The sequence below is a fragment of the Coriobacteriia bacterium genome (assembly GCA_030652115.1).
Taxonomy (GTDB): domain Bacteria; phylum Actinomycetota; class Coriobacteriia; order Anaerosomatales; family Anaerosomataceae; genus UBA6100.
Genome location: JAUSBK010000001.1, coordinates 281017 through 306497 on the forward strand (window position 1 = coordinate 281017; position 25481 = coordinate 306497).

Consider the following 25481-nt stretch of genomic DNA (forward strand, 5'->3'; position numbering starts at 1 on the left):
AGGCGTGCGCCCCCAACGGCTCGCGCTGCCTACTGGGTGACCTGCAGCGCTGTCTCGAGCACCGGCCTGACCGCCGGTGCGGCCACCTGCCCGCCCACGCCCGCGTTCTCGAGCACGATCGCGATGGCCACGCGCGGCTCCTCTGCAGGTGCGAACGCGATGAACCAGGCGTGCGTCTCGACCGACTTGCCCGCCTCGGCGGTGCCGGTCTTGCCCGCGACCGTCACGCCGCTGATCTTCGCCCGCGTTCCCGAGCCACTCTCGACCACGCTCACCATGATGTCGGTCACTCGCGCAGCGGTCGCGGCATCGAGCGCGGTCCTCCACGTGCGCGGCGTGGTCGAGCTGAGGACCTCGCCCGCGCGATCCGTGACGGCGCTGATGACGTACGGCCGCATCACGTCTCCGTCGTTGGCGATGCCCGACGCCACGAGCGCCATCTGGAGTGCGGTCACCTGCGGGCCGGGCGGGCTGTCATGCTCGCCCACCGGCTGCCCCACACCTGCCCATGCCGTCTCCCACGTGGTCATCTCGGTCGGGTCGGGCATCAGCGAGGTGACACTCGGCAGGTCGAACGGCACCGGGCCGTTGATGCCGAACGCTTCGCTGCCCTCTACCAGTCGCTCGGCGCCGACGTCCACCGCAAGCTGTGCAAAGACCGTGTTCACCGAACTTGCGGTGGCCTTCCTGAGATCGATCGCACCGTACGAGCTGCCGCCGTAGTTGGTGACGGGCGCTCCGCCAATCTCGATGCTCGCCGGCCCTGTGTAGGTCGTGTCTTCGGTCGCCACCCCGCTCTCGAGCGCGGTGGCGAGCGTCACGACCTTGTAGGTCGAGCCGGGCGGGTAGAGGCTCATCGCCGCACGGTTGAGGAGCGCCGCGTTGGTGCTGTCCGAGGTGAGCGCCGTCCACTGGTCGTCCACGGTGCCCGGCGCGTATGCGGGGCTCGAGGCCATCGCGAGCACCGCGCCGGTGCGCGGGTCGAGTACCACGATCGCCCCGGTGCGGCCCGCGAGCGCGGCCTCGGCTACCTGCTGGATGCGCGAGTCTATCGTGAGCCGGACGTCGTTGCCGGGCACCGGGGTGCCAGCGGCGGCTTCGATCATGTCGGCGAACGACGCGAAGTTGCTCTTGCCCGAAAGCGCCTCGTTGCCGGCGGCCTCGACGCCGGCACGCCCGTAGCGAGTGGAGTAGTAGCCGAGCACGTGTGCCGCGAGCGATCCCTGCGGGTACTGCCGAACGTAGACGCTGCCGCTCTTCACCGACTCGGCGAGCACCACGCCGTCGGCCGAGATGATGGCGCCGCGCTCCTGGCGCATCTCGGCAGCCAGCCCCCGCGTGTTGGCGGGGTTGGCGGTGAGCGAGTCGGCCGCAATCGCCTGGACGTACGTGAGGTTGGCGGTGAGCGCGACCATCAGCGCGACCATGAGCCACGCCACCCCCGTGAGCCGTCTCGTGAGCGCGATGCGCCCGAGCAGCCCGGTGCCGCCGCTCACCACGATCTCGGTCTCGCTGCCGGTGCCGGTGTCGCCGGCGCGCATGAGCAGGCCGAGCAGGATGAAGTTCGAGAGTATCGAGCTGCCGCCGTAGCTCACGAACGGGAGCGTGATGCCGGTAAGCGGGATGAGCCGCGTGACGCCGCCGATGATCACGAACGCCTGCAGGCCGAAGGTGGCGACAAGCCCGGTTGCCGCGAGGGCCGCGACATCCGAGCGCGCCCGCGTCGCGGTGGCGAGGCCCCGCAGGCAGAAGGCGAGGTAGGCGATGATGAGCGCCGCTCCACCGAGCAGACCGAGCTCCTCGGCGATGGCGGTGAAGATGAAGTCGGTCTCGACGAACGGGATGCGCCCGGGCAGCCCGTGCCCGATGCCCACGCCGAGCACGCGTCCGGCGGCGAGCGCGAACAGCGACTGCGCGAGTTGATACCCGCGCCCCGCCACGTCGGCGAACGGGTCGAGCCAGATGGAGATGCGCTGCTGCACGTGATCGAACGCGAGGTACGCGCCCGCGGCGCCCACAGCGAACAGTCCCATACCCACCGCGATGTAGCCCGGACGGCCGGTCGCCGCATAGAGCATCACGAGGAACACACCGAAGAACAGCAGGCTCGAGCCGAGGTCCTTCTCGGCCACGAGCACGATGAGGCTCACCGCCCACATGGCGAGCAGCGGCCCGAGATGCTTCGCGGGCGGCAGCCACATGCCGAGGGTGCGCTTCGTGCTCACCGAGAGCACCTCGCGTTTCTCGGCGAGGTACGCGGCGAGGAAGAGCACGATGAGGACCTTGGCGATCTCGGCTGGCTGGAAGGAGAACCCGGCGAAGCGAAGCCACAGCTTGGCGCCGTTGACTTCCACGCCCACCAGGGCCGGCAGGACCAGCAGCACGATGCCGGCGAGTGCGATGGTGTACTTGAAGCGCGCGAGGCGCTCTAGCGAGGGCACGAGCACGAGTACCGCTGCGAGCGCGGCCACGCCGGCAAGCACCCAGAGCACCTGGCTCGCGGCGAGCTCGGCATCCAGGCGCGTGATGGTGGCGAGCCCGACACCGGTGAGCAGGAAGGCGATCGGCAGCAGGGACGGGTCGGCGCCGCGCGCGAGGTAGCGCGCGGCTGCGTGGGCGCCCAGGAAGCAGACGAGGAGCCCGACGGGGACAGTGATGGTGCTCCAGGTGAGCGTGGAGCCTTGCGCGCCGTGGACGAGCACGAAGAAGAGCACCACCACGGGAGCGGCGGCGAGCAGCAGGAGGAGCTCGGTGTCACGTCGGCTGCGCATGGGCGGCCTCAGGGTGCGGGGGTGGGCGTGGACTCCGCCGCGACCCGCGCCCGGTACCCGTCGAGCAGCGCCCGGGCCGAATCGAGCCCGTCGACCCGTATCCCCTCGGTAAGGCGGTTGGCGGTGATGGCGTCGAGGGAGGAGACCGGAAGCGTGGTCTCTTCCGAGAGCCAGCTCAGCTTGATGCCTGCGAGGCTTCCCGGCACGCCTTCGTAGACCGTCACCACGCCGTTCTCCGAGATGAGGTACGCCTGCGAGCGCGCGTAGGAGTCGGCGGCCCATGCGGCGGTGGCGACGACCGCGACCACTGCGAGCAGCCACAGGGCGCGCAGACCCCAGCGCGGTCCGCCCGGCTGCCGCGTCGGCTGGCCGTGCGTCGGTCGGCCGATGTCGACGACCACCGCGGTGACGTTGTCGTGCCCGCCCGCGGCGAGCGCTCGGTCGACAAGCGCGTCCACGGCGTCTTTCGGCGTGGGCTCCGAGGCAAGCACCCGGGCGATGTCGTCGTCGGTGACCATACTGGTCAGCCCGTCGGTGGCGAGCAGCAGGCGGTCTCCTTCGGCGGCCTGCACGTCGTACGAGTCGGCGAGCATGTTGGGGTCGCTTCCGAGTGCGCGCGTGATCACACTGCGGTTCGGGTGATGACGCGACTCCTCGGCGGTGAGCTGCCCCGAACGCACGAGGTCGGCCACCATCGAGTGGTCCTGCGTGACCTGCTCGAGCGTGCCGAGGTGCAGCAGGTACGCGCGACTGTCGCCGACGTGTGCGAGCGCGATGCGCGTGCCCTCGATCATCGCGGCGGTGAGCGTCGTGCCCATGCCGCTGCGCCCGCGGCCGATCTCGGCGGCCTGGATCACCGCGGCGTTCGCGCGACGGACCGCGCGTCCGAGCGCCTTGGAGTCCGCGGTCCTGGGGGCGTTCTCGAGCAGCTCGTCGATCGCGATCGAGCTTGCGATCTCGCCCGCCTGATGCCCGCCGAGGCCGTCGGCAACCGCAAAGAGCGGGGGCGCCACCAGGAAGGCGTCCTCGTTGTCGGTGCGGACGAGCCCGACGTGGCTGTCGCCCGCGAATCCCTCGGCATGCCGCGCGTTCACAGACGCACCACCTCGAGACGGTTCTGGCCGAGCTCGATCACGTCGCCCGCCGCGAGCGGCAGCGGGCGCGTGGCGGGCTGGCCGTTGACGAGCGTGCCGTTGGTCGAGCCGAGGTCCTCGAGCACGTGACCGTCATCGGAAGGCACGATCTTGGCGTGGGTCGAGGAGACGAAGTCGTCCGCGATCACGAGGTCCGCGTCGGGCGAGCGCCCGATGATCACGGGGCCTGCAAGGGGGATCGAGATGCCGGTGATCTCCTTCGGCCCGCGCACCACCCGTACTGCGAGGCCCTTGCGAACGTTCTTGGCCTTGCCGCCCACCATCCCGATGCCGGTCTTCACCGCGGCGAACAGGAACAGGTACAGCAGCGCTATCAGCACGATGCGTCCGAAGAGGAGTGCGACGTCGACCATGGCCTCAGCCCTTCGGCGCGTGATACACCAGGCGGGTCAGGCCGATCTCGACCACGTCGCCGTCAACGAGGCGCACGCGTTCGATCGGGCGGCCATTCACGCGCGTCCCGTTCGTGGAGCCGAGGTCGGTGATCGCCCAGCCGTCGTCGAGCCGGATGAATGCGGCGTGGCGACGTGAGACGTTCGCGTCGTGGAGCTGGACCTGACATTCGGCGAGCCTGCCCACCGTCACCTCGTCGCCGCCGAGCGCCACGTCGTGGTCGATGTCGCCGACGGTGACGGTTGCCAGGTCGCTTGCGCCTGAGGGTGCGTCGGGCAGGCGCACCGCCGGGCCCTCGTCGTGCTCGTCGACCTCGGCAAGCGCTGCGCTCACGCGAAACCGCCCGAGCTTGAGGTCGTCGTGGACGAGGAAGCCGACCTGCGGGCGTATGGGCAACAGGTAACCCTGCTCCCGCGCGTGATCGACGAGGTAGGTGGCAAGCTCGCCCGCGAGCACCGGCTTGAACGTGCCGAGCGCCTCGCTGTCCTCCGGCGAGAGGGCGACAGTGAACGAGGTCGGAGCGTAGACGGTTCCCACGCCGAGAACGCGTCCGTCGTCTGCGGCGCGGGTGAGCGCACGCGCGATCTCGACGGGCTGCACGGGCGAGCGGAACGCGCCCGCGAACAGGCCCTCGATACCGGATGCGATGCGATCTTCAAAGTCGGAGAGGATGCCCATGTGCCTGCGCAAACGTCGGCGACGTGCCAGCGGACACTCAATGATAGCAGGGGGCGCACCGTGGCGGCTCAGGCGTCAGCGTGCCGTTGCGTGCCACACGAGCGCGAGAGGCCTGCCGCTACTCCTCCTCGGGCCGCGTGGGCGCGCCGAGTGCGACGACCACGAGCGCAAGCCCGACGCCGAGTGTGAGGTCGAGCGCGAAGCCCTCGGGGCCGAAGGAGCGGCTGAGCCAGCTCCACGCAACGTACCCGCCGAGGAGCGCGGCGCCGCCTGCGAGCACCCCGGCGAACGCGCCCGCGCGGGTAGCGCGTCGGCAGCCCAGCGAGGTGAGCGCGCCGGCGAGCATCCACGCGAGGACCATGATGCCCGTTCCGGGGGTGAGCAGGCGCGAGACGGGGTCGGCCGCCACCGGCGCCAGTTGCAGCGGGTCGCTCAGGAAGTGCCAGCACACGGAGAGTAGCGGCGGCCACGCACCGGACACGACTGCCGCGGCAGCCACGGCGAGTGCCGTGACGCCGGAGGTCAGCGCGGCCACCAGCGGCGGGTACGCGAAGCCCAGCAGCAGCGGCGCGACCGGCGCGGCATGGACTACCCCGAGCGCCGGTCCGATGACCGGCGCGAACGCGTCGGTCCGGCCCGCGCGCCCGCGCGCTGCCCAGAAGGCGGCGAGGACGAGGCCGATCACGAGGCCCGGCAGCCAGCCGAGTGCGATCGCCGCACCCGCCGCAAAGAGCCCGAACCCGAGCGCGGCACCGAGCCCCGGCGCGAGTGCCGCCGCAAGCGCGACAACGACGGCGCCGGCGACACGGGCGGGCCGGTCGAGCCCGAAGCCCTCGATGGCGGAGTATGCAAGCCATGCGGACGCAATCGCGGCTATCGCGCGCCTGAAGGTGCCCGCATACGGCGCGAGCCGGTCCCAGAGCCCGAGGGGCGCTTCTCCGGCCTCCTCGTCTGACTCGTCGGTCCCGAGCAGCCCGTCGACCACTTCCGACAGCGACTCGCGACCGGCCTCGGGGCTGCCGAGGTGGGGCAGCAGCGCCCCGGCGAACGCGGTCGCGCTCTCGTATCGATCGAACGGGTCGGCGGCGAGCCCGGCCACCAGCACGTCGTCGATCGCCCGGGGGAGGTCGGGCTCGAACTCGGAGGGCGCGGGGAGGTCGGCCACGTCGATCTTGAACAGCGATCCCTCGGCGGTCTCCGCATCGAACGGGTTGGCGTTCGTGAGCACCTCGAAGGCGAGTGTCGCAAGCGCCCACCCATCGGTGCGTTCGTCGAGCGCCTGCCGACGTAGCTGCTCCGGTGGCATGTAGCCGATGGTGCCTGCCGCGCCGGTCGCGCGGCCGGTGATGTCGGTGAGGGCCGAGACGCCAAAGTCCGCCACTTTCACGTGGCCGTCGCGGGTGACGATCACGTTGGCAGGCTTGAGATCGAGGTGCAGCACGCCGTTGGCGTGCGCGAACGCGAGCGCGGCCGACACGCCGGCGACGATCGCCGCCGCCTCGTCGAGCGTGAACGGTTCGTCGGTAGCGTCGAGGATCTCGGCAAGCGAGGCGCCGTCGAGGTGCTCCATGACGATGAACGCCTCGTCGGCGTCCGTGTCCCACTCGTGCACGGTGACGATGTTCGGGTGGTTGAGCATCGCGGCGGTGCGTGCCTCGGCAAGGCCGGTGCGCGCGAGCGGGCGTCCGGCAGCGTCGAGAGGACGTGGCAACCGCTTGATCGCCACGCGACGCGCCATCTTGGTGTCGAATGCGAGGACGACCGAGCCGTGCCCTCCCGCGCCGAGATCGGCGAGGGGCCGATACCGATCGAGGATGAGCGGCGCCTCTACCACGCTATCGGCCGACGATCTCCACGAGGCTGAGCTCGAACGTGAGGTCCTGGCCCGAGAGCGGATGGTTGAAGTCGAGGACGACATGGCCGTCGAGGACCTCGGCAATGGTCGCCGCCATCTGCTGCCCATCGGGGCTCTGCACCCCGATGACCATGCCCACTTCGGGTTCCATGTCCGCGAAGATATCCATCGGCACGTTCTGGACCGCCTCCGGATGGCGCTCGCCGTAGGCTTCATCCGAAGGGATGGTGACCGTTGCCGACTCGCCCACGGCAAGTCCCGCCACCGCGGCCTCGAAGCCGGGGATCACGGACTCCTCACCGAGCGTGAACGTGAGCGGGTCGCTCCCTGCGCTGCTGTCGAACTCCGATCCGTCGGACAGCGTGCCCCGATAGTGCACGCGAACGGTCTCGCCGGTTTGTGGATTCACGGTGCGGCTCTCCTGTCTGAACGGTGCGTTTCAGCCCACACTCTACCGCACGCGGAGCCCCTGCGGGGCGACGCGGCACGAGCGGCACTCAGCGCTCGACGAGCGACATCGCCTCGGCCACATAAGCGGCAGCTTCGGCCCGGAGCGCTTCGCGGACTTCCTCCGGTTCGAGCGGTCCTTCGGCCGGTAGCGCGACGTAGGTGTGGAACGAACGCCAGTACGCCGGATCGCCGTGGATCGCGGGGTCCCAGACGCCCTCGAGGTCGATCTGCCACGCCTGGCGCAGCGCCGAGTAGCAGTCGAGTGCGGAGGTCACTGCGTGGTCGACCCGGTTGTCGGCGGGATTGCGGACTGCCAGTGCACGGTGCGTTGCCAGCGCCGTGCGCAGCGATGCGCTGAACTCCGCGTAGTCCGCATCGTCCTCCAGGGTCGCATCGATCTCGGCCACCGCCACGGTCATCCGGCGCGCGTTAGTTCCCGGCTTGGCGATCCCGAGCTCTACCGAGTAGGCCGCCAGGAGCACCACCGAGACGAGGACGACTGCGAAGATCCCGAGGTACACGGGCACCGTCGCGGCCTTCCTGCCTGTCTTGGCCGAGCGTGTCACCTACAGGCCCCTTCGCCGATTCCTGCTGGTAGTATACGAAAGGCGCACGTGTACACGCAGGAATCGGAGGACGGCATGGGGCTGGGGCAGGCACCGCACGCGGCTGACGCGCCGGTCGCGGTTCCCGCGAAGTCGCGTCGGGCGCCCTGGGCATTCGTGGCCGTGGTGGCCGCTGTGTGCCTCGGCGCAGGCATGCTGTTCGGCTACTCGTTGGCGCAATCCGATGTGCGCGACGCGCGCGCCGAGGCGACGGCGGCGCGCGAGAGCCTCGACCTGCTCGCAGAGGCGCATGAGACGTTGCACGAGCGCAACTGGATCCTGTACGAGGAGGCCACGGCCGCGCAGGCTGAGGCTGCCGCGCAGTCGCCCGATCTGCCGCCGGGCACCTACGGCGACGGGGTGTACGGCGTGGGAACCGACATCGCGCCCGGTACCTATCGCGGTGAGGTCACCGGCGAGTGGGGCTACTGGGCGCGCCTTTCCAACACGTCGGGCATGATCTCCGGCATCCTCGCGAATGCGGTCGTGCGCGGCGCGTTCGAGATTACCGTCCTGCCGAGCGACACCGCAGTCGAGCTGCGCGGCGTGACGCTCACGGCCGGGGGGGACTGACCACCCGCACGAGCTTGCGCGCCGCCCGCCGCGCGATTCGCAGAGGGAGCCGAAGGGCGGCCGCACCCCGCATCGCTCTGAGCTTTCGGGCGCGCTTGACGTGCTCGGCACCCGCGAGGTCGTAGGTCCGCGCGAACTCCTCGAGCTGCTTGAACGCACCGCCCTCGAGGTGCGCGGCGCGGCGTGCGTCCATGTCCGCCGCAGCCTGGCGGCCGATACTGGCCCGGAGTTCGGGGTCTCCGGCGAGCCGGGCCATCCACTCGGCAGCGTGATCCACGCTCGGCTCGGCCCAACGCGCGCCGCCGCCGGTCTGCGCATCCTGGTAGTCGTGGTGGAGCGCCTCCACCGGTATCAGCTCGAAGTCCACCAGCGCTGCGTTCTCGGCCGTAGCGAAATCCATGCTGCCGGAGTATGCGGTGGAGATGACCGGCTTGCCGAGCGACATCGCCTCCATGAGCACCAGCCCGAGGCCCTCGGCACGATGGAGCGAGACGAAGACGTCGCTCGAGGCGTACAGGCACAGTGCGTCGCGGTAGGTGAGCTGCTCCTCGATGAGCGTGACGCGCGGGTCGGTTGCGGCGATGGCGTCAAGTTCGTCCACGAGTGACGCGTACGCCGGGTCCACGCGCGCGTTGCTGAGCTTCACGAGGAGCCGCACGCGGTCGCCGCCACCGGCAGGAAACGCCTGCTGGAACGCCCGGATCCCGGCCCACGGGTTCTTCCGGCGCATGTCACTCGTCACGTCGAACGCCGAGAAGAAGACGGTCTCGTCGTCGGCAAGGCCCCACCGCGCGCGATCCGGCGCGATGTCATCGGGCAGGTAGACGGCAGTGTAGACGCGCATGAGCGGTAGGTCGGGAAGCGCCGTGCGCACCGTTTCGGCGACGAACTCGCTCGATGCCAGCACCACGTCCATCATCTCGAAGCCTTCGCGCCACGCCGGGGGCAGAACGTCGAGTTCCCAGGCGGGCAGCATCACGTTGATGCGCTTCTCGAAGGGGACCGTGAGCCACGTGCGCTGCACGAGGTTCCAGAGCGTGGGAGGATTGAAGCCGAAGAGGTTGATCGCGTAGGGCTGGCTTCGGTTGGATGCGATGTAGAGGTCCTCGTACGTACGGTCGTGGCCGCTTCGGCTGTCGCCGGTCTCGAAGTTGCGCACGGCCACCCGGTGTCCGCCTGCCAGCAGCACGCGAATCGTGCTGCGCAGCACGACGGCCTCGCCGAAGTTGCCGGATGCGCAGCCCATCACGTTGAAGCCGAATGGGGGTTTGGACGGCACGCGGACCTCCAGGTCGCGGGAGCGGCTGACGCCGCTACTCGAATCGGTATCGTAGCACCCCATCCGTACCGCCCGCGACAGAGCGTCGCTGCTGCTCACGGCACGTGCGCCACCATCTTCCCCCTGCTTGTGCGGCTGTGGTAATCTTCTCAGGCACCACACGCGGGTGTGGCGGAATGGCAGACGCGCATGGTTCAGGTCCATGTGGGGGCAACCCCGTGAAGGTTCAACTCCTTTCACCCGCACCACACGAATGAGCAGGGGCTTCGCCAAGACACTGGTGAAGCCCCTGTTGTTGTCTCAGGCATCTGAATGCTCGATACCAACTGGTTCGTCAAACGAGTGCGGCCATTGGAGATAGCGTCGTAGTCGCCTAGGGGCTCGGTTCGCCCGTTGGCTCACGGGCGTCCAGCACGCGCATGGTCGCCTCCAGCAGTATTGCCGCCGCTTCGCGCTGTGCAGCGAGGAGCAGGTCCGCCGCGTTCAACTGCATCTCGCGCAAGATGGCTGCCACCTCGTCGTAGGCTGCGAGTAGTGCTGCCTTCTGCTCATCGGGCAGCCCCTCCACGGCGTTCAGTTGCTTCCTATGGAGCGTCTCGGCGGCTCGCTTCTGAGACGCCTCGAGAATGTCCGCCGCCTTGTCCTGAGACACTTTCAGGATTGCCGCAGCCTTCATCTGAGAGGCCATCAGCAACGCCGTTTCTTGCTGCAACTCGACGGTCAAGCGCAGCAGTTCTTTCTCGCTCGATTGCTCGGAGCTTTCTTGAATGTCCGTCTCGTCCATGCTGTTGCCCCCAATGCCTCGGCTTACGCCTTGCGACCAATCTAGTGCTTGACGCGTGGGGTGGCAATTCTGATTGGAATGAGGTTCAGGTCCATGTGGGGGCAACCCAGCGGTACACTCATTACCAACATCCATCAGGGGTAGTCGAGATCGGGGGGAATGTGGACGCCATCATAGGTGTGCTCGGCGTGCTTGGAGCCGTGATCGTCCTTGCCATCGTCGGCATAGCGATCCTGTGGTTTCTCTTGGGCGTGCGGGTTATCCGCTCGGACCGCGTCGGCATCCTCGAGAAGTGGTGGTCGCCGAGGGGGTCCCTCAAGGACAACATCATCGCGCTCAAGGGCGAAGCCGGTTACCAGCCCGGCGTTCTGCGCGGCGGTATCCACTTCCGGACCCCGCTCATGTACCGGGTGCACGTGATGCCGCTCATCACGATCCCGCAGGGCAAGATCGGCTACGTCTTCGCCCGTGACGGTCAGCCGCTCGAGCCGCAGCAGACCCTGGCGCATCTGGTGAGCTGCAATTACTTCCAGGACGTCCAGGCGTTCTTCGCCAACGGCGGGCAGCGTGGTCCGCAGCGCGCGATCCTCCGCGAGGGCACCTACGCGTTCAACCTCGCGCAGTTCGTGATCATCACCGAGAGCCGAACCTTCTTCCTGCCGATGGGCAGCCGCGAAGAGGAGTCCACGATCATCTCGATGGCGCAGTACCTGCAGGCGCTCAAGGGCTTCGACCCGGTCGTCATCCGCGGTGCGGACGACCGCACCGGCATCGTGACGATCCACGATGGTCCGTCGCTGCCGGGGGGCGACATCATCGCTCCGACCGTGGGAGACGTCGCAACAGACCCGAACTACCACAACAGCTTCCAGAACCCCGAGAAGTTTCTCGCCGCGGGCGGCTACCGTGGCCGTCAGTACCAGGTACTGACCGAGGGCACGTACTTCATCAACCGTCTGTTCGGTACCGTCGAGGTCATCCCCAAGATTACCGTGCCGGTCGGTTTTGCCGGCGTGGTCGTGAGCTACATCGGTCCGCGCGGCGCGGACACGTCCGGCGAGGAGTACCGACACGGTGAGCTCGTGGCACCGGGCAGCCGCGGCGTGTGGAACGAAGCCCTGCTCCCGGGCAAGTACGCGTTCAACACCTACGCGGGCTCCATCGTGATGGTTCCGACCACCAACATCATCCTCAAGTGGGTGCGCGGCGAGTCCGGCGAGCACCACTACGACGAGAACCTCGCCGAAGTGAACCTCATCACCAAGGACGCGTTCGAGCCGCTGCTGCCGCTCTCCGTGGTCGTGCACATCGACTACCGGAAGGCTCCGCTGGTCATCCAGCGATTCGGCGATATCAAGATGCTCGTGAACCAGACCCTCGACCCGATGGTCTCGGCGTACTTCAAGAACGTGGGCCAGACCAAGACGATCATCGAACTCATCCAGCAGCGTTCTGAGATCCAGAAGACCTCATCGGTCGAGATGCAGGAGAAGTTCGGTCACTACAACCTCCAGCTCGAAGAGGTCCTCATCGGCACGCCGCACTCCCCAGCCGGCGACGATCGCATCGAGACGATCCTGATGCAGCTCCGCGACCGGCAGGTGGCGTTCGAGAAGCTCGAGACGTTCGAGAAGCAGCGCATCGCTGCCGACAAGGAACGCGAGCTCAAAGAGGCCCAGGCAACGGCCGAGCAGCAGACCACGCTCACGCAGTCGCAGATCAACATCCAGGTGCAGGAGAATCAGGCACGTGCCGACCTGCAGCGCGCGGTGCAGGACGCCGAGCGCGTGCGCACGCTCGCCAAGGCCGACGCAGACAGGGTCAAGACGCTTGCCGACGGTGACGCCGAGAAGATCAAGCTCATGGCGAACGCGGACGCCAAGAAGGTCGAGATGATGGCCGAGGCGGACGCTACCCGCGTGAAGAAGATCGGCGAGGCCGACGCTCTTCGCGTCAAGCTCATCGCGCAGGCCGACGCCGAGAAGGAAGCCAAGGTCGGTGTCGGCAAGGCCATCGCCATCGACGAGCAAGTCCGCGCCTACGGCGGCCCGCAGCTCCAGCTCATGCAAGACGTGATGACCAAGCTCGCGACGGCCATCGAGTCCTCCAAGGTGCCGATCGTCCCCAGCACCGTCGTCAACATGGGCGGCGAGGGCGGCGAGGGGGCCGGCGCGAACCTGAACGCCTTCGGCCTGCTGATGGGTCTCATGGCCACCGACAAGCTCGGCGAGTTCACCGCGGCGGCCGAGCGGCCGATCGATCCCTCGCAGCTGCAGATGGTCGCCGAGATCAAGAAGCAGATGCGCGACCAGGCGGTTGCCGAGGCCAAGCCGGCTGTGAAGCCGGCGGCGAAGGCGCCTGAGCCTCCGGCCGCGCCACCCAGCGCGGAGGTGTAGAAGACCACCCGCACGAATCGTACGAGAGGCCCCGCTTCCGGCGGGGCCTCTTCGCGTCCGGTCGTTGTGTTCGCGTTGCGGGGGGCACACAATGGCATGTGCGGGCGAAAGGAGCTCCACTGTGATTCGCCGGGTACTTCTCGCAACACTCGTTCTCGCAATCGCCGTGACGGCCTTCGGCTGCGACGGTGTCGCTGACGACACGACCGCGACCGACGATGCGGTCGACACAGGCGCACCAAATGCGGCGGACGGCGCGGTGGATGCCTCGGCGCTGCTCATGCCCGCCGACGTTGAAGCGATCTCCGGGCTCACCGGTTTGGAAGTCGTGCCGTACGATCCGGCTGTCGGCGCCGGCGGGGACGTGAACATCGCGACCGCCGACGGACAGCTGGTGACGATGCTCGTCGTCGAGGGTCCCGAGACCTGGGATGCATGGCTCACGGACGGCTACACCGTGGCCGAATCGGTCACACCACCGGTGGGCGATGAGTCGTTCATCGGCCCCAACCCGGACACCTCGTCGACCGTCTATATCTTCGGCTTTCGAAAGGGCGACATCGCTGTCGTGCTGGACACGTATTTCGACACGAACGGCGAGACGGTCCTGAGCGTCGAGCAGCTGCGGCAGCTGGCCGAGATCGTCGAGGGTAGGCTCTAGCCTCATCCGTTGCCTGCCTGTAACCGCCTCGGGCAGGGAAAGCGGCCTTCGCGTCGTACACTCCCAAAGGGACGACCTGTCCCCATGATCCGGTTAGGACGTGCTATTCATGCTCTCCGAACGCATCGTCACTGGTGCGCTGCGCATACTCAATCGAAGCTACCTCGGCCAGCAGCCCGCTGATGTGACACAGCTTCCGGCTCCGTCGCCCGGCAAGCAGTACACCCTGTATCTGCACGTGCCGTTCTGCGAGCGCCTGTGCCCGTACTGTTCGTTCAACCGGTTCCTGTACGGCGAAGACCGGGCACGCACGTACTTCAAGTCGCTGCGTACCGAGCTCGAGCGCTCGGCCGACCTCGGCTACAACTTCGCGACGCTCTATATCGGCGGAGGCACGCCGACCATTCTGATCGACGAGCTGTGTGAGACGATCGACCTCGCGCGGCGGTTGTTCCCGTCGATCCGTGAGGTTTCCGCCGAGACGAGCCCCAACCACATCACCGAGGCGACAATCGAGGCGCTCAAGGACCGCGTGGACCGCTTCAGCGTTGGCGTGCAGAGCTTCGACGACACCCTGCTCAACCAGATGGCGCGTTACGACAAGTACGGCTGCGGCGAAAAGGTGTTCGAGCGCGTGCAGTTCGCAGCCGGCAAGTTCCACTCGCTCAACGTGGACATGATCTTCAACTTCCCGAGCCAGAGCCGTGCGATCCTCGAGCGCGACATCGAGATGGTCAAGGCCACCGGCGCGAACCAGACCACCTTCTACCCGCTCATGGCCTCGCCGAAGAACCGCCGCGAACTCGCGCGCACCATCGGGTCCATCGATTTCACGCGTGAGACCGAGTATTACCGCATCGTGTGCGAGGGATTGGCGCCGGAGTTCGAGCCAGCGTCGGCGTGGACGTTCTCTAAGGACAAGGGCGGCATGATCGACGAGTACATCGTCGACTACGACGAGTACGTGGGTCTTGGCTCGGGCGCGCTGTCTTTCCTGGGCGGTCGCATCTACAACAACACGTTCTCGCTCTCGGACTACTCCACCCGCATCGATGAGGGTCGGACTCCGATCGCCAACATGGGCCGAACGTACAGCCGCAAGGCCCGGATGCGCTATCGGTTCGTGACCGATTTCTTCGGCCTCCGGCTCGACAAAGAGCGCTTTCAGCGCGATTTCGGCATGCCGGTGGAGCGGGGCCTGTGGGCCGAGCTTGCGTTCATGCGGATGGCGGGAGGGATCGCCACTGACACGCCCACCGAGATCACCCTCACGCCGGTCGGCCGCTACCTGCTGCTCGTGATGATGCGCGAGACGCTCGCCGCATCGAACGATCATCGTGATCACGCGCGCGAGCTGCTGCCTGCCGAGGAGAAGCTCCTCTTGAACGACGATGCTGAGATGTCGTGCCAGGCCACGGCGGAGGAGTTCGAGGTCTCGCTTGAGGGATACAGCCTTCCGATAGACGCTCCCGAGGCTCCGATGGAGGAGTGCCGCGCCGTCTGCTAGCGTGGGTTCGGGGGAATCCTCACAAGTAGACGTAACATCGCGCGGATCCGACCACGTGATCGAGGGGCGGACGGCATGAGCGAGTTCTCGCCCATACGCGGCAAGTGCCTGTACTGGCGCGAGCAGCCGCACTACGACGACCAGTACGACCCGCACGTGAAGCAGGGCCAGCACCGGGTCGTGTGCACGTGCTTCGTCGAGGGCGACACATGGACGTACACCGAAGACGAGGTCCCGTCGGACTGCCCCCAGAAGATGCACTGCCGGTACTACATCCACTTCGGCTGAGTAACAAGAAGCGGCCCCCCTCGTGAGAGGAAGGGCCGCCTCCGGAAGCCGGCTCGATCGAATGCTTTGCAGGTCCGACTTGTACGAGCCAGCGGTTCCGCAATCAGTAGCGCACTGAGCACCCGATACCGTGTACGACCCGGATCTGGTAGCCCGCCCCGTTGCAGGCGTGGCACTTGCGCCAGTCCTTGGAGCCGGAAACCGCCGCAGACTCCACGACCTTGTTGCCCTTGCAGATCGGGCACGTTTCTCTCTTGACCATCGCGGGCACCTCCTCAGCAGCTTGTTCGGCCATGTTAAGCAACGTTCAGGCCAACTCCACAGTGGGCCAGCAGTGGCTTGTTCATTTCGGACGAGCGGGCAAAGCGCGTTGCCGTGGGTGATATCGGTCCCCGTGTGACGGCGCGGCAACGAATCAGGGGCAGCACGGCAGCGGAGGGTTGTTGCATAACGGTATGCGTACGATAGTCAGGTGGAATGCATACGAGCAATGCACGGCAAGAGGATGACCGAGATGGGTGCACTGAGATCGGAACGGCACATTCGCCAGGCGGCCGAGGCGCTGGCGCCTCGCATGGAGCGCGCCGAGGCGGCGATCGAGCCGCACGTGAACCGGGCCGTCGTCCTCATCGGCATCGCCTACCCGTTTGCGATGACACCGCAGCTGTACAACGTCTGGGCGCTGCACCGCACGGCCGGATTCTCGGGTATCACCTACGGAATCGGCCTGGCGATGGCCATCACGTGGACGGCATACGGCCTGATCCACCGCGAGAAGGCGATCTGGATGCTCAACACCATCTGGGTCGGCGTGCACGGTGCGATGATTGCGGGGCTGCTCCGCTAGGCGCTGCTTCAGCTACGTGCTCGCATGTGGCCCAAGGGGCATACTCCCAAAGGGAGATGTCGCAGGGAGGGGGTTCGCATGAGTTCACGGCGTTCGGGACGCAGATCGACACGACCGGAGGACCGGGCCGGGCACACGCCCGAGGAGCAGGCGGCCTTCGAGGAGCGCATCGATGCGCTCGAAGGCTATGGGGAGCTGGTTGACGATGCCCGGCAGACCGAGCGTGCCGACGAGCGCGCCGAATTGCAGGAGGCTTCGAGCCGTGGCACGTCCGCCTCGGAACTGAGCGCGATCAAGGCGCGTCACCGGAACCCGTGGGCTATGGGACTCCTACTGCTTGCGCTGGCGCTGGCGTGTGCGATCACGGTCGCGGTCACGGCGTTCTACGAGCGCGGCACCGATCTGACGGCCGGTCTTGCGGGCGGCGACTCCGACGCCATCGAGGATATCGCGCCTCCCGAGCCGGCGGAAACGCCGCATGAGGTGCTGCCGCCGCAGGTCTTCACCTACGCATGCGCCGACTGCGGCGACACCAAGGTCGTCCAGGTTCCGCTCGACCTGAACAAGGACGCCCGGTACCAGTTCGCCTACGAGGCGGGTGGTTCGCGCATCGCGATCTTCACTGTCGTGGACGGCGCCGAGTACGACACAATGGTCGAGGCCCTTGAGGCGGAGTATGCCCGTGCGCTGAGCGAGGGCCTGGAGGTCGAAGCACCGCGGTACTTGGACGACGTCGGCGAAGGCGGGATGGTGTACGAGTCCACCGCGATATTCCGCAACCGCGGTGACTGCGGGACGCTCTGGGCCAACACCCTGCAGGATGCCGGGGGTGACGAGTTCGTCACCATCACGCCCGAGGAGCTGGAGCGACTGGCGCGCATCGCCGCGCCTCGGATGTGACGCGCGGCACCGAGCGCCTGAAACACGTGGGGGCGCCCGGCGGGGCGCCCCCACGCCAAATGCGAGTGAGTCTACATCGCTTCCTTGCTCGTCTCCTCGATAGCCTTGTCGATCTGCTTGCGCAGCACGTCCGGCAGACCCGGGATGTCGATGTTCACGAACCCGCGGGTGATCATCGAGACAGCTTCGTCCTTCGGCAGGCCGCGCGTCATGAGGTAGTAGATCTCCTCGGCGGCGATCGGTGAGATCGCGGCCTCGTGACTGAGCTCCGCGCCGGGTGCGCCCTCGCTCGCGAGGTCCGGGATGGCCCACTGCGTGGAGTTCGGCGACTGGACGATGCCGCGGCAGTCGAGGTGCGCCTTGCAGTCGTCCGTGCGGCCGATGAGGCGGCCGCGAGAGTACACGACCGACTGGTCCATTGAGACCGTGCGCGCTACCGCCTCGCTGCGCGAACCCTCGCCGATGAGCTGGGTCTCGCTGCCCAGGTCGATGATCGAGTCCTTGAGGCCATAGACGATCGAGTTGAAGACAGCGGTGGAGTTCTTGCCCTCGAGCTTCGCCACCGGGAAGGCCTGGATCGACTTCACCGGGGTGAGCAGCACGTAGTTGTTGATGTAGATGCCGTCGTCGTCGACGATGATGCCGGTGCGGGGCCGCACGCTGAAGTCCGCGGCCCAGTTGTGCACCATCGTGAAGGTGAGCTTGGCGCCCTTGCCCACGTAGAACTCGGAGATGCCGGCGTGCAGGCCCTCCTTCACGTCCACGTGCACGTTGCACCCGGTGATGACGTTCGCCTCGGCGCCGTCCTCCACGATTATGACGTTGTGCACGTTCTGGCTGACGTTGCTCTCGGACACGAAGAGGCACGCCTGGATCGGCTTCTCCACCTTGCGGCCGGCCTTCACGCGGATGAAGTAGCCCTCGGTCTGGTGAAGCGCCACGAGTGCGGTGTACTTGTCCTTGTCGGGCATGACCGCGCGCCACCAGTACTTCTCGAGCATCTCCTCGGGCCACAGCTTGAGGGCCTCCTCGGTGCTCGTGATCTCGATGGCGTCATCGAATGCCTTCTGGACGCGCTCGTAGATGGGGGTGCGGTCCATCTGAAAGTAGCTGGCGGAGCGGTCGGACTCGTCGGCCATGAAGCCCGAGTGGATGACGGTCTCCTTGACCTGCTTCTGCAGCGACTCGAGCGAGTCGATCTTCTGCTGCTCCGAGACGGTCTTGAAGCGTGTGATGTCCACGTCGGGGCCGAGTGCGGCCGGCTTGTCGATAGCCGACTCCGCCGTGAGACGGATCTCCTCGAGGCGCGCTGTCGCGCTGGGGCTTAGCTGAAGCTCTGGCATAGTTTGCACTCCACACAGGCGTCGTAACCGTGGCTGGATATCTCTTCGATCAAGTCGAGCGGGTTGCCCTTGCAGGCGAGCCGGCCGCTGTAGAGGACGTGCGCCACGTCGGCGTTCACGAACTCCAGGATGTGGCCGGTATGGGTGATGATAAGGCCGGCGCGGGTGCGCTCGGATATGCGCTCCTCGCCCTTGAGCAGCGCGTTCATGGCGGCGCCGACGACCGCGATGTTGTCGAGGTCAACGCCGCTTTCGGGCTCGTCGAACAGCGCGAGCTCGGGCATCTGAGCGAGCAGCTGGGCCATCTCGGAACGCTTTGCCTCGCCGCCGGAGAAGCCCATGTTCACGTCGCGCTCGAGCATGTGGCCGAGATTGAGATCCTCGTCGAGGGCGGCGACCGTGTCGTCTGTGAGCTCCCCGCGCGCCGCTACTTCGATGAGCTGGCGCAGCTTCACGCCGCGGACCGCTGGTGGACGCTGGAACGCGATGCCGATACCCATTCGGGCGCGTTCGTCTATCTCGAGGTCCGCAAGGTCCACGCCCTTGAAGAGGACGCGGCCTTTGGTCACCTGGTAGCCAGGCATGCCGACGATCGTATTGAGCAAGGTCGACTTGCCGCCGCCGTTGGGGCCGAGCAGGACGTGGGTCTCGCCCTCATTGATGGTGAGATCGACGCCGCGCAAGATCTCACGGTCGCCAACGGAGACGTGCAGGTCTTCGATCTGCAGCAGGGGTACGGGCTGCTCTGAGGCCATCGGTCACCTCGGTTCACTGGTCGTGGGGTCTGACAGGTCATACTACCGTTTAGCGGGGATGAGATGCGGCACAACTGTAGCAGTATGCGCCCAACGTTATACCCCTAGGGGGTATAACCCAACCAACACCGGTCGAGCCGAGGGAGGCGAGTGATGGAACGCAGGGGAGCGGACTCGCCCGCCGCCGCCGCTCTCGCGTTGTTCGGACGTCGTGTGTCGGAACACTATCGCGATCAGGGGCGCGATCTGCCCTGGCGCCGGACCAACGACCCGTACGCGGTGCTCGTCTCGGAAGTCATGCTCCAGCAGACGCAGGTGAGCCGCGTCGTTCCCAAGTACGCAGAGTTCCTCGAGACGTTCCCCACGGTCGAGGCGCTGGCCACGGCGCCGCTCGATGAGCTGCTGCGTGTCTGGCGCGGCCTCGGCTACAACCGGCGCGCACTCAACCTCAAGCGAGCAGCCGAGGTGATCCTCGCGGAGAACGGCGGTCGTGTGCCGGACACGCTCGACGGCCTCACCGCGCTCCCCGGCATCGGTCATGCCACGGCCGCTCAGGTCCTCGCGTTCGCGTTCGATGTCGGCGTTCCGTTCATCGAGACGAACATCCGCAGCGTCTTCCTGCACGAGTTCTTCGGCGATGCCGAGGACGTGCCGGACGCCGCGATCCTGCCGCTCGTAGAGGCGACCCTTCCTGCCGAGGGCGCGCGCGAGTGGTTCTGGGCGCTCATGGACTACGGCACGCACCTCAAGGCGACGCTGCCCAATCCCTCGCGCCGCAGCCGCCATCACGTCCAGCAGGGTCGCTTCGAGGGGTCGAACCGCCAGCTGCGCGGGCGGCTGCTCGTGGCGCTTGCCGAAGACGCCGGGAGTGCGGCCGGGTCCCACGGGCTCGCCGCCGACGTGCTCGCCGGGATCGTCCGCTTCGACCCGGAGCGCGTTTCGGCCGCACTTGCGGCGCTTCAGTCGGAGGGCTTCGTCGTCTCCGAGGACGGCCGCTGGCGCATCGGCTGAACGCCGGTGATGCGTGCGGCATCGCGTTCGAGGATGCGCGCTGCCTCGTCCACGGGCAGGTTGTGGCTCGCAGCGATGCGCGCTGCGTCGTCGCTTTCCACCCGGAGTGCGCGCGTCCCGTCGGGAAGATACGCGGTCTTGAACCGCGCGGTGCCGAGCGAGGTCTCGACCTCGGCCACATCGCGCTCCACGAGCCGACGAGCAGCCGGCATCAGGCGCACGCCGAGCGTACCGGTCTCGGCGATCACCCGGTCGGCGAGACGCGCTGCATCGGCCGCGGGCGCAAGGGCCGAGAGCAGCGAGGCCGCCCGCCCCTTCTTCATCACGATGGGCGTCTGCCAGACGTCGAGCGCGCCTGCTTGCCGCAGCCGCTCCGAGGCCACGGCGAGCTCCTCGGGCGTGAGGTGGTCGATGTTGGTCTCGAGCACGACAACGTCCTCGGCATCCGACGCAGGCGGCAGTGGCTCGCCGAGGAGCAGGCGGCAGATGTTGGGAGTTCCGAAGTCGCGCGTTCCGCACCCGATGCCCACGCGGCGGAGCGTCATCGGCGGAAGGACGCCGAAGCCTGTGGCGAACGTGGCGAGCAGCGCCGCTCCGGTGGGGGTGGTGAGCTCCCCGGGTGCGGTGCCCGGCACGACGGGCATGCCGCGTAGCAGGAGCGCTGTGGCGGGCGCAGGCACCGGCAGCTCGCCGTGCTCGGTCATCACCGTGCCGCTGCCCACTGCTACCGGCGAAGCGACGAGGTCGAGCACTCCCAGGTGATAGAGCGCGAGCGACACGCCGAGGATGTCGGCGATGGTGTCGGCTGCCCCGATCTCGTGGAAGTGGACGTCCTGGGGCTCCACACCATGCACCCGCGCCTCGGCGCCTGCGAGGATGCCGAGCGCGTGGAGCGCGCCGTCGGCCACCTGTGCGGGGAACTCGGCTGCGGCGATGAGGTCAGTCAGCTCGAGTGAGTTGCGGCGGGGCGCGGCGGGCTCCTCAACGTGGATGCCGATGCCGCTGATGTCGTGCGAGCTGCATTCGTGCGCGGACACGCGCACGGTGCCGAGGCCGAGCGTCTGGAGCGCATCGCCGAGGATCGCCGGGTCGAACCCGGCATCGACGAGCGCGCCGAGCAGCTTGTCGCCCGAGACGCCCGTGGAGCAGTCGAGGTACGCGATCACCCCTCCTGCGCCACCATCTGGTTGATGCGGCTTGCCATGGCCGCCGCGCCGAAGCCGTTGTCGATATTCACGACCGCCATACCCGAGGCGCAGGCGTTGAGCATGCCGAGCAGCGCCGCAATGCCGCCGAGGTTCGCCCCGTAGCCCACCGAGGTGGGGACAGCGATGACCGGGCAGCAGACGAGCCCGGTGATGAGCGAAGGCAGCGCGCCCTCCATGCCTGCAACCGCGATGATCGCCTTGGCGTCGCGCAGCAGCTCCTCATGGGCGAGCAGCCGGTGAACGCCCGCCACACCCACGTCGTAGAGGCGGGTCACGCGGTTGCCCATGACCTCGGCCGAGATCGCCGCCTCCTCGGCCACATGCTGGTCGGCCGTGCCGCCGGTGGCGACCACGATGTGGCCGAGCGCCGGGCGCTCGGCGCGGCGGTCCACGAGCAGGATCCGCGACTCCTCGAAGTAACGGGCGTCGGAGGCCACCTGCGCCACTTTCTGGAAGTGCGCGGCGCTTGCGCGCGTGCCGAGGAACACCTCTCCATGCTCGAGGATCTCGCGGGCGATGGAGCGCACCTGCGACGCTGACTTGCCCTCGCACAGCACCACTTCGGCAAAGCCGCACCTGAGCGCGCGATGATGGTCGATCTTCGCCTCGCCGATGTCGGCGAATGGGAGGTGCTCGAGACGCGCGAGCGCGTCATCGGCGCTCGACTCTCCACGGGCGACCGATTCCAGCAGCTCCCTCATGGTATTCGGATCCATCTGGCCCTCCTGGTCAAGCATCCGCCGAAGGCGTTCCGTACGACAATCCATCGTGAAGGTTATACACTGTTCAGACACGCAACAGGTGGGGGTAGTCCGGAGTGAACCTTCCGAAGTCCCTTGAACGGATGGATCTGGCGACGAGAGTCCTCGTGGCCGGTCGCGCGGTTGTGCTTGTGCTGATGCTCGCGTTCCACATCCCGATGGGCGCGGGCGAGTTCACGCATTCCGCGGCCCTCAGCGTGGGAGTCACGCTGTACGCAACGTGGTCGATCATCTGGATCGTCCACTGCTTCATGAGGCCCACCAGCAACCACGTGACGATGCTCACGGTATCCGCGGTCATCGACGGAGTGGGACTCGCGCTCCTGGTCGCAGCCACGTCGCAGTATCGGGACCCCTTCTTCGCGTGGTACGTGGCCGAGGCCACCGTGTTCGGTCTCATGTTGCGGCGACGCCGGGCGTGGGTCCTCGGTGGCGTGCTGACGGCGTCGTACCTGTTCGGACACCTCTTCGGCGGCCTGCTGGCCGATCCCATCGAGGCCGTGTTCGTTCTGGTGAACGCCGGCGCCCTGATGGGCGTGGGCGTGGCCGTGTCGCTTGCACTCCGGGGACAGGAGCAGCGGCAGGCCCAGGTCGAGTCACAGCGCTCCGAGGTCGTCAACCTCAACGAGAGGCTCGAGCGCAGTGTGGCCGAGTTGCGCGCGGTCACGGAGATCACCGAACGCATCCACTCCACACTCGAGGTCGAGTCGGTAGGACCGGTACTCCTCGACATCCTCGAGAAGGTCATCAACATCCCGGCCGGGTCGCTTTACGTCATCGACAAGGCCAAGCAGGAGACCATCTTCTCCACGAGCAGCGTTGCCGCCGCCGCCTCCCGGTCGTACTCGGGTCTCGAGCTCGCGGGGGCGCTGCCCGTGGGCTCTCCCGACGGTGCGCTCTCCTGCATGGAACTGGTGGACCACAATCAAACGGTCGTCGTCTTCTGTGCGGACTCGGCGGCCATAGACGGTCTGTCGTCTGACGACCGGATCGTTCTCCAGGCCGTGGCATCGGAGCTCGTCGTGGCAGTGGAGAACTCGCGGCTGTACCGGCTCACCAAGCGCCTGGCCATCACCGACGAGCTCACCGACCTGTACAACTACCGCTTTCTGCAGCAGCGTCTGGATGACGAGATGGGGCGGGCCGACCGTTACAGCAAGCGGCTGTCGCTTCTCATGCTCGACATCGACGACTTCAAGCGCATCAACGACACCTACGGTCATCTCGTGGGCGACCTCGTTCTGAGCGAGGTCGGACTCGTGCTGAAGAGCACCGTCCGCGAGGTGGACATCGTGGCCCGCTACGGCGGCGAGGAGTTCACGATCATCCTGCCCGAGACCGACGCTTCGGGCGCCTTCATCGTGGCCGAGAAGATTCGCGAGACCATCGCGATGCACCGCTTCCCGGATGCCGAGGGCGGTCACTCGATCCACCTCACGGTGAGTATCGGCCTGTCGAGCTACCCGGTGCACGCCGCCGACAAGGAGTCGCTGCTCCGCTCGGCCGACGACGCTGTCTACCACGCCAAGGAGACCGGCAAGGACCGCGTGCGCGCGCCTCGGCTGCGCCTGCGGAGGATGCCAGCTGCAGACCCGCTCGAGGAGGCCGCCGAATGACGACCGTCGCATTCCTCGGACCAGCAGGTACGTTCAGCGAGATGGCGGCGCTCTCCCTCGGCCTGGCCGACGTGGCGCCGCTGCCATGCGTGACCATCGGTGAGGTCTTCGAGGCCGTGGAGCGCGGCAAGGCCGATGTGGGCGTGGTGCCGATCGAGAACTCGATCGAGGGCTCGGTCGTGGCCACGCTCGACGCGCTCGTCTTCGACTCGTCGCTCGAGATCCAGCAAGAACTCGTGCTCGACATCCGCTTCGCCCTCGTGGCGGCACCCGGCACGAAGCTCGCCGACGTCACCTCGGTGGTCGCCCACCCGCAGGCGGGCGGGCAGTGCCGCCGATGGCTGGAGCGGAACCTCCCCGGGCGTCCGGTCTCCGCTGCGAACAGCAACGCTGAGGCGGTGCAGACCGCGGCCGGCACGCCGGGCGTCGCCGCGCTAGGGCCGGCACTCGCCGCGGAGATCTACGGCGCCGAGGTGCTTGAAGAGGGCGTGCAGGACTACGCCGGCAACCAGACCCGTTTCGTGGTGCTCGGCCGGGGCCTACAGCCGCGCACCGGTCACGACAAGACGTCGCTCGCGCTGTTCATGAAGCAGGACAAGCCGGGCGCGCTGCTGATGATCCTGTCCGAGTTCGCCTACGGCGACATCAACCTCACGAAGATCCAGAGCCGGCCCACCAAGCGCCAGCTCGGCGACTACATGTTCTTCGTGGACCTCGAGGGACACGTGGATGACCCGCACGTGCGCCTCGCCCTCGACTGCCTGCGCCTGAAGCTGCGCGAAGTGAAGGTCCTCGGCAGCTACCCCGTCGCGCAGTAGGCCCATGACGCGCTACGTCGTAGATCTCCACAACCACACACCGCTGATTCCGAGCGACTACCGTGGCGACATCACCACGACACCGCGGCAGATCGTCGAGCGCGCGCTCGAGGCGGGCATCGACGTCTGGGGCATCGCCGACCACTGGAGCCTCGCGTACGGCGCCCGTGTGGTGGCGGCGGCCGCCGAGGTGACAGCCGAGACCGGACGCACGCTTCTCGTGCTGCCCGGCGCCGAGCTGCGCATCCGGCATGAGGGCGAGGAGACGCACCTCGTCGCGCTCTTCCCGCCGGAGGATGCTGCCCGGCGCTTCGACGCGTTGCTCGCCGAGCTGGGTCTGCGGGCGCCGGTGGCGCCGCTCGACGAGCTCCCGTACTTCGCCGTCGATCGTGACCCGCGGGAGGTGGCGCGGCTGGTGACCAAGGTCGGCGGCCTCTGCCACGTGGGGCACGTGGACCGCCCCTTCGGCGAGTATCGCTTCATCGACTCCGAGCTCGTGCATCACCTGGCCGAGTGCGAGTACGTCTCTGCGATCGAGCTCATCGAGGATGCGAGCCGACGCCACTTCCGCGACGGACTCGCAATCGCGCACATCGCTTCCTCGGATTCGCACTCGCTCGAGGAGATGGGGCGCCGGACGGCGACCCTCGAGATGTCCGAGCTGTCCTTCGAGGGCCTCGCATCTGCCCTCCGCGTGGCCAGGTCGGTTGAGTCGCCCGGATAGTTGACGCCGCGCCGCTCGCGGGAACACACTCCCTGTATGGGATGACCGTACCTGGGGAACGGTCGTGAGCAGCCGGCGGCGGCGCGAGGTTCATCCCTGCTCCG

25 protein-coding genes and 1 tRNA gene are annotated in these 25481 nt (G+C 67.5%); 12 read left to right on the top strand and 14 right to left on the bottom strand.

Annotated elements, in window-relative coordinates; translation table 11 throughout:
* Positions 1 to 29: 29 nt before the first annotated feature.
* The 7 genes from Q7W51_01435 to Q7W51_01465 all read right to left on the bottom strand — a co-directional run bounded on the left by Q7W51_01435 (position 30) and on the right by Q7W51_01465 (position 7867).
* Positions 30 to 2771, bottom strand: a complete 2742-nt coding sequence (locus Q7W51_01435; GenBank protein MDO8847038.1) for an FtsW/RodA/SpoVE family cell cycle protein — start codon at positions 2769 to 2771, stop codon at positions 30 to 32.
* An 8-nt stretch (positions 2772 to 2779) separates the two neighbouring features.
* Positions 2780 to 3865, bottom strand: coding sequence for a Stp1/IreP family PP2C-type Ser/Thr phosphatase (locus Q7W51_01440; protein MDO8847039.1), 1086 nt, complete (start codon positions 3863 to 3865; stop codon positions 2780 to 2782).
* On the bottom strand, positions 3862 to 4278 hold the full coding sequence (locus Q7W51_01445; GenBank protein ID MDO8847040.1) for an FHA domain-containing protein: 417 nt from the start codon (positions 4276 to 4278) through the stop codon (positions 3862 to 3864). Before Q7W51_01445 ends, Q7W51_01440 begins: the two co-directional genes overlap by 4 nt.
* A 4-nt stretch (positions 4279 to 4282) precedes the next feature.
* Entirely contained in the window at positions 4283 to 4996 is a 714-nt protein-coding gene (locus Q7W51_01450; protein MDO8847041.1) for a DUF3662 and FHA domain-containing protein, read from the bottom strand.
* Positions 4997 to 5114: 118 nt separating this feature from the next.
* Positions 5115 to 6830, bottom strand: a complete 1716-nt coding sequence (locus Q7W51_01455) for a serine/threonine-protein kinase (protein ID MDO8847042.1) — start codon at positions 6828 to 6830, stop codon at positions 5115 to 5117.
* 1 nt (position 6831) lies between these two features.
* Entirely contained in the window at positions 6832 to 7260 is a 429-nt protein-coding gene (locus tag Q7W51_01460; protein ID MDO8847043.1) for a peptidylprolyl isomerase, read from the bottom strand.
* An 88-nt stretch (positions 7261 to 7348) separates the two neighbouring features.
* Positions 7349 to 7867 carry a hypothetical protein gene (locus tag Q7W51_01465; protein MDO8847044.1) on the bottom strand — a complete coding sequence of 173 codons (519 nt, stop codon included), beginning with the start codon at positions 7865 to 7867 and terminating at the stop codon, positions 7349 to 7351.
* 48 nt (positions 7868 to 7915) lie between these two features.
* Here Q7W51_01465 and Q7W51_01470 point away from each other — a divergent pair, with 48 nt between their 5' ends.
* On the top strand, positions 7916 to 8479 hold the full coding sequence (locus Q7W51_01470) for a hypothetical protein (GenBank protein ID MDO8847045.1): 564 nt from the start codon (positions 7916 to 7918) through the stop codon (positions 8477 to 8479).
* Here Q7W51_01470 and Q7W51_01475 read toward each other — a convergent pair.
* Entirely contained in the window at positions 8460 to 9758 is a 1299-nt protein-coding gene (locus Q7W51_01475) for a glycosyltransferase (protein ID MDO8847046.1), read from the bottom strand. The genes Q7W51_01470 and Q7W51_01475 overlap by 20 nt on opposite strands.
* A gap of 162 nt (positions 9759 to 9920) precedes the next feature.
* Between Q7W51_01475 and Q7W51_01480 the strand changes: the two genes are divergently transcribed.
* Positions 9921 to 10006: transfer RNA gene (locus Q7W51_01480), tRNA-Leu, on the top strand.
* A 125-nt stretch (positions 10007 to 10131) separates the two neighbouring features.
* Here Q7W51_01480 and Q7W51_01485 read toward each other — a convergent pair.
* Complete coding sequence (locus Q7W51_01485; GenBank protein ID MDO8847047.1) at positions 10132 to 10542, bottom strand: hypothetical protein; 411 nt, start codon at positions 10540 to 10542, stop codon at positions 10132 to 10134.
* Between the two features lie 170 nt (positions 10543 to 10712).
* Here Q7W51_01485 and Q7W51_01490 point away from each other — a divergent pair, with 170 nt between their 5' ends.
* From Q7W51_01490 to Q7W51_01505, 4 genes are all read left to right on the top strand, one after another.
* Complete coding sequence (locus Q7W51_01490) at positions 10713 to 12938, top strand: SPFH domain-containing protein (protein MDO8847048.1); 2226 nt, start codon at positions 10713 to 10715, stop codon at positions 12936 to 12938.
* 121 nt (positions 12939 to 13059) lie between these two features.
* Positions 13060 to 13599 carry a hypothetical protein gene (locus Q7W51_01495; protein MDO8847049.1) on the top strand — a complete coding sequence of 180 codons (540 nt, stop codon included), beginning with the start codon at positions 13060 to 13062 and terminating at the stop codon, positions 13597 to 13599.
* Between the two features lie 109 nt (positions 13600 to 13708).
* Positions 13709 to 15106 carry a coproporphyrinogen III oxidase family protein gene (locus Q7W51_01500; GenBank protein MDO8847050.1) on the top strand — a complete coding sequence of 466 codons (1398 nt, stop codon included), beginning with the start codon at positions 13709 to 13711 and terminating at the stop codon, positions 15104 to 15106.
* Between the two features lie 75 nt (positions 15107 to 15181).
* Positions 15182 to 15394 carry a hypothetical protein gene (locus Q7W51_01505; protein MDO8847051.1) on the top strand — a complete coding sequence of 71 codons (213 nt, stop codon included), beginning with the start codon at positions 15182 to 15184 and terminating at the stop codon, positions 15392 to 15394.
* Positions 15395 to 15497: 103 nt separating this feature from the next.
* Here Q7W51_01505 and Q7W51_01510 read toward each other — a convergent pair whose 3' ends face one another.
* Positions 15498 to 15656 carry a hypothetical protein gene (locus tag Q7W51_01510; GenBank protein ID MDO8847052.1) on the bottom strand — a complete coding sequence of 53 codons (159 nt, stop codon included), beginning with the start codon at positions 15654 to 15656 and terminating at the stop codon, positions 15498 to 15500.
* Positions 15657 to 15908: 252 nt separating this feature from the next.
* Here Q7W51_01510 and Q7W51_01515 point away from each other — a divergent pair, with 252 nt between their 5' ends.
* Together Q7W51_01515 and Q7W51_01520 are read left to right on the top strand one after the other, a co-directional pair.
* On the top strand, positions 15909 to 16241 hold the full coding sequence (locus Q7W51_01515; protein ID MDO8847053.1) for a hypothetical protein: 333 nt from the start codon (positions 15909 to 15911) through the stop codon (positions 16239 to 16241).
* Positions 16242 to 16319: 78 nt separating this feature from the next.
* Positions 16320 to 17141, top strand: coding sequence for a hypothetical protein (locus Q7W51_01520; GenBank protein ID MDO8847054.1), 822 nt, complete (start codon positions 16320 to 16322; stop codon positions 17139 to 17141).
* 71 nt (positions 17142 to 17212) lie between these two features.
* On the opposite strand, the gene Q7W51_01525 is transcribed toward Q7W51_01520, so the two are convergent.
* Positions 17213 to 18484 (bottom strand): SufD family Fe-S cluster assembly protein, encoded by a 1272-nt coding sequence (locus Q7W51_01525; GenBank protein MDO8847055.1) that lies wholly within the window; start codon positions 18482 to 18484, stop codon positions 17213 to 17215.
* Entirely contained in the window at positions 18466 to 19239 is a 774-nt protein-coding gene (locus tag Q7W51_01530) for an ABC transporter ATP-binding protein (GenBank protein ID MDO8847056.1), read from the bottom strand. Before Q7W51_01530 ends, Q7W51_01525 begins: the two co-directional genes overlap by 19 nt.
* A gap of 153 nt (positions 19240 to 19392) precedes the next feature.
* On the opposite strand from Q7W51_01530, the gene Q7W51_01535 reads away from it, so the two are divergent.
* Entirely contained in the window at positions 19393 to 20250 is an 858-nt protein-coding gene (locus Q7W51_01535; GenBank protein MDO8847057.1) for an A/G-specific adenine glycosylase, read from the top strand.
* On the opposite strand, the gene larC is transcribed toward Q7W51_01535, so the two are convergent.
* Together larC and larB are read right to left on the bottom strand one after the other, a co-directional pair.
* On the bottom strand, positions 20199 to 21416 hold the full coding sequence (gene larC, locus Q7W51_01540; GenBank protein MDO8847058.1) for a nickel pincer cofactor biosynthesis protein LarC: 1218 nt from the start codon (positions 21414 to 21416) through the stop codon (positions 20199 to 20201). The genes Q7W51_01535 and larC overlap by 52 nt on opposite strands.
* Positions 21413 to 22174: a nickel pincer cofactor biosynthesis protein LarB gene (larB, locus tag Q7W51_01545; protein ID MDO8847059.1), complete on the bottom strand. Its 762-nt coding sequence runs from the start codon at positions 22172 to 22174 to the stop codon at positions 21413 to 21415. The genes larC and larB overlap by 4 nt, the downstream gene beginning before the upstream one ends.
* Before the next feature lie 101 nt (positions 22175 to 22275).
* Between larB and Q7W51_01550 the strand changes: the two genes are divergently transcribed.
* The 3 genes from Q7W51_01550 to Q7W51_01560 are packed head-to-tail and all read left to right on the top strand — an operon-like array spanning position 22276 to position 25377.
* The gene (locus Q7W51_01550) at positions 22276 to 23835 is read left to right on the top strand and encodes a GGDEF domain-containing protein (protein MDO8847060.1); all 1560 of its coding nucleotides are present in this window, start codon (positions 22276 to 22278) and stop codon (positions 23833 to 23835) included.
* Complete coding sequence (gene pheA / locus Q7W51_01555; protein ID MDO8847061.1) at positions 23832 to 24653, top strand: prephenate dehydratase; 822 nt, start codon at positions 23832 to 23834, stop codon at positions 24651 to 24653. The genes Q7W51_01550 and pheA overlap by 4 nt, the downstream gene beginning before the upstream one ends.
* 4 nt (positions 24654 to 24657) lie before the next feature.
* Entirely contained in the window at positions 24658 to 25377 is a 720-nt protein-coding gene (locus Q7W51_01560) for a PHP-associated domain-containing protein (GenBank protein MDO8847062.1), read from the top strand.
* Positions 25378 to 25481 lie beyond the last annotated feature (104 nt).

What these genes read in the sequence shown, in the direction of transcription:
- Q7W51_01500 (MDO8847050.1), top strand. Translation starts at nt 13,709, where the DNA reads ATGCTCTCCGAACGCATCGTCACTGGTGCGCTGCGCATACTCAATCGA.
- Q7W51_01535 (MDO8847057.1), top strand. Translation starts at nt 19,393, where the DNA reads ATGGAACGCAGGGGAGCGGACTCGCCCGCCGCCGCCGCTCTCGCGTTG.
- Q7W51_01485 (MDO8847047.1), bottom strand. Translation starts at nt 10,542, where the DNA reads ATGGACGAGACGGACATTCAAGAAAGCTCCGAGCAATCGAGCGAGAAA.
- Q7W51_01435 (MDO8847038.1), bottom strand. Translation starts at nt 2,771, where the DNA reads ATGCGCAGCCGACGTGACACCGAGCTCCTCCTGCTGCTCGCCGCCGCT.
- Q7W51_01515 (MDO8847053.1), top strand. Translation starts at nt 15,909, where the DNA reads ATGGGTGCACTGAGATCGGAACGGCACATTCGCCAGGCGGCCGAGGCG.
- Q7W51_01450 (MDO8847041.1), bottom strand. Translation starts at nt 4,996, where the DNA reads ATGGGCATCCTCTCCGACTTTGAAGATCGCATCGCATCCGGTATCGAG.
- Q7W51_01505 (MDO8847051.1), top strand. Translation starts at nt 15,182, where the DNA reads ATGAGCGAGTTCTCGCCCATACGCGGCAAGTGCCTGTACTGGCGCGAG.
- Q7W51_01530 (MDO8847056.1), bottom strand. Translation starts at nt 19,239, where the DNA reads ATGGCCTCAGAGCAGCCCGTACCCCTGCTGCAGATCGAAGACCTGCAC.
- Q7W51_01525 (MDO8847055.1), bottom strand. Translation starts at nt 18,484, where the DNA reads ATGCCAGAGCTTCAGCTAAGCCCCAGCGCGACAGCGCGCCTCGAGGAG.
- larB (MDO8847059.1), bottom strand. Translation starts at nt 22,174, where the DNA reads ATGGATCCGAATACCATGAGGGAGCTGCTGGAATCGGTCGCCCGTGGA.
- Q7W51_01560 (MDO8847062.1), top strand. Translation starts at nt 24,658, where the DNA reads ATGACGCGCTACGTCGTAGATCTCCACAACCACACACCGCTGATTCCG.
- Q7W51_01510 (MDO8847052.1), bottom strand. Translation starts at nt 15,656, where the DNA reads ATGGTCAAGAGAGAAACGTGCCCGATCTGCAAGGGCAACAAGGTCGTG.
- Q7W51_01520 (MDO8847054.1), top strand. Translation starts at nt 16,320, where the DNA reads ATGAGTTCACGGCGTTCGGGACGCAGATCGACACGACCGGAGGACCGG.
- Q7W51_01445 (MDO8847040.1), bottom strand. Translation starts at nt 4,278, where the DNA reads ATGGTCGACGTCGCACTCCTCTTCGGACGCATCGTGCTGATAGCGCTG.
- pheA (MDO8847061.1), top strand. Translation starts at nt 23,832, where the DNA reads ATGACGACCGTCGCATTCCTCGGACCAGCAGGTACGTTCAGCGAGATG.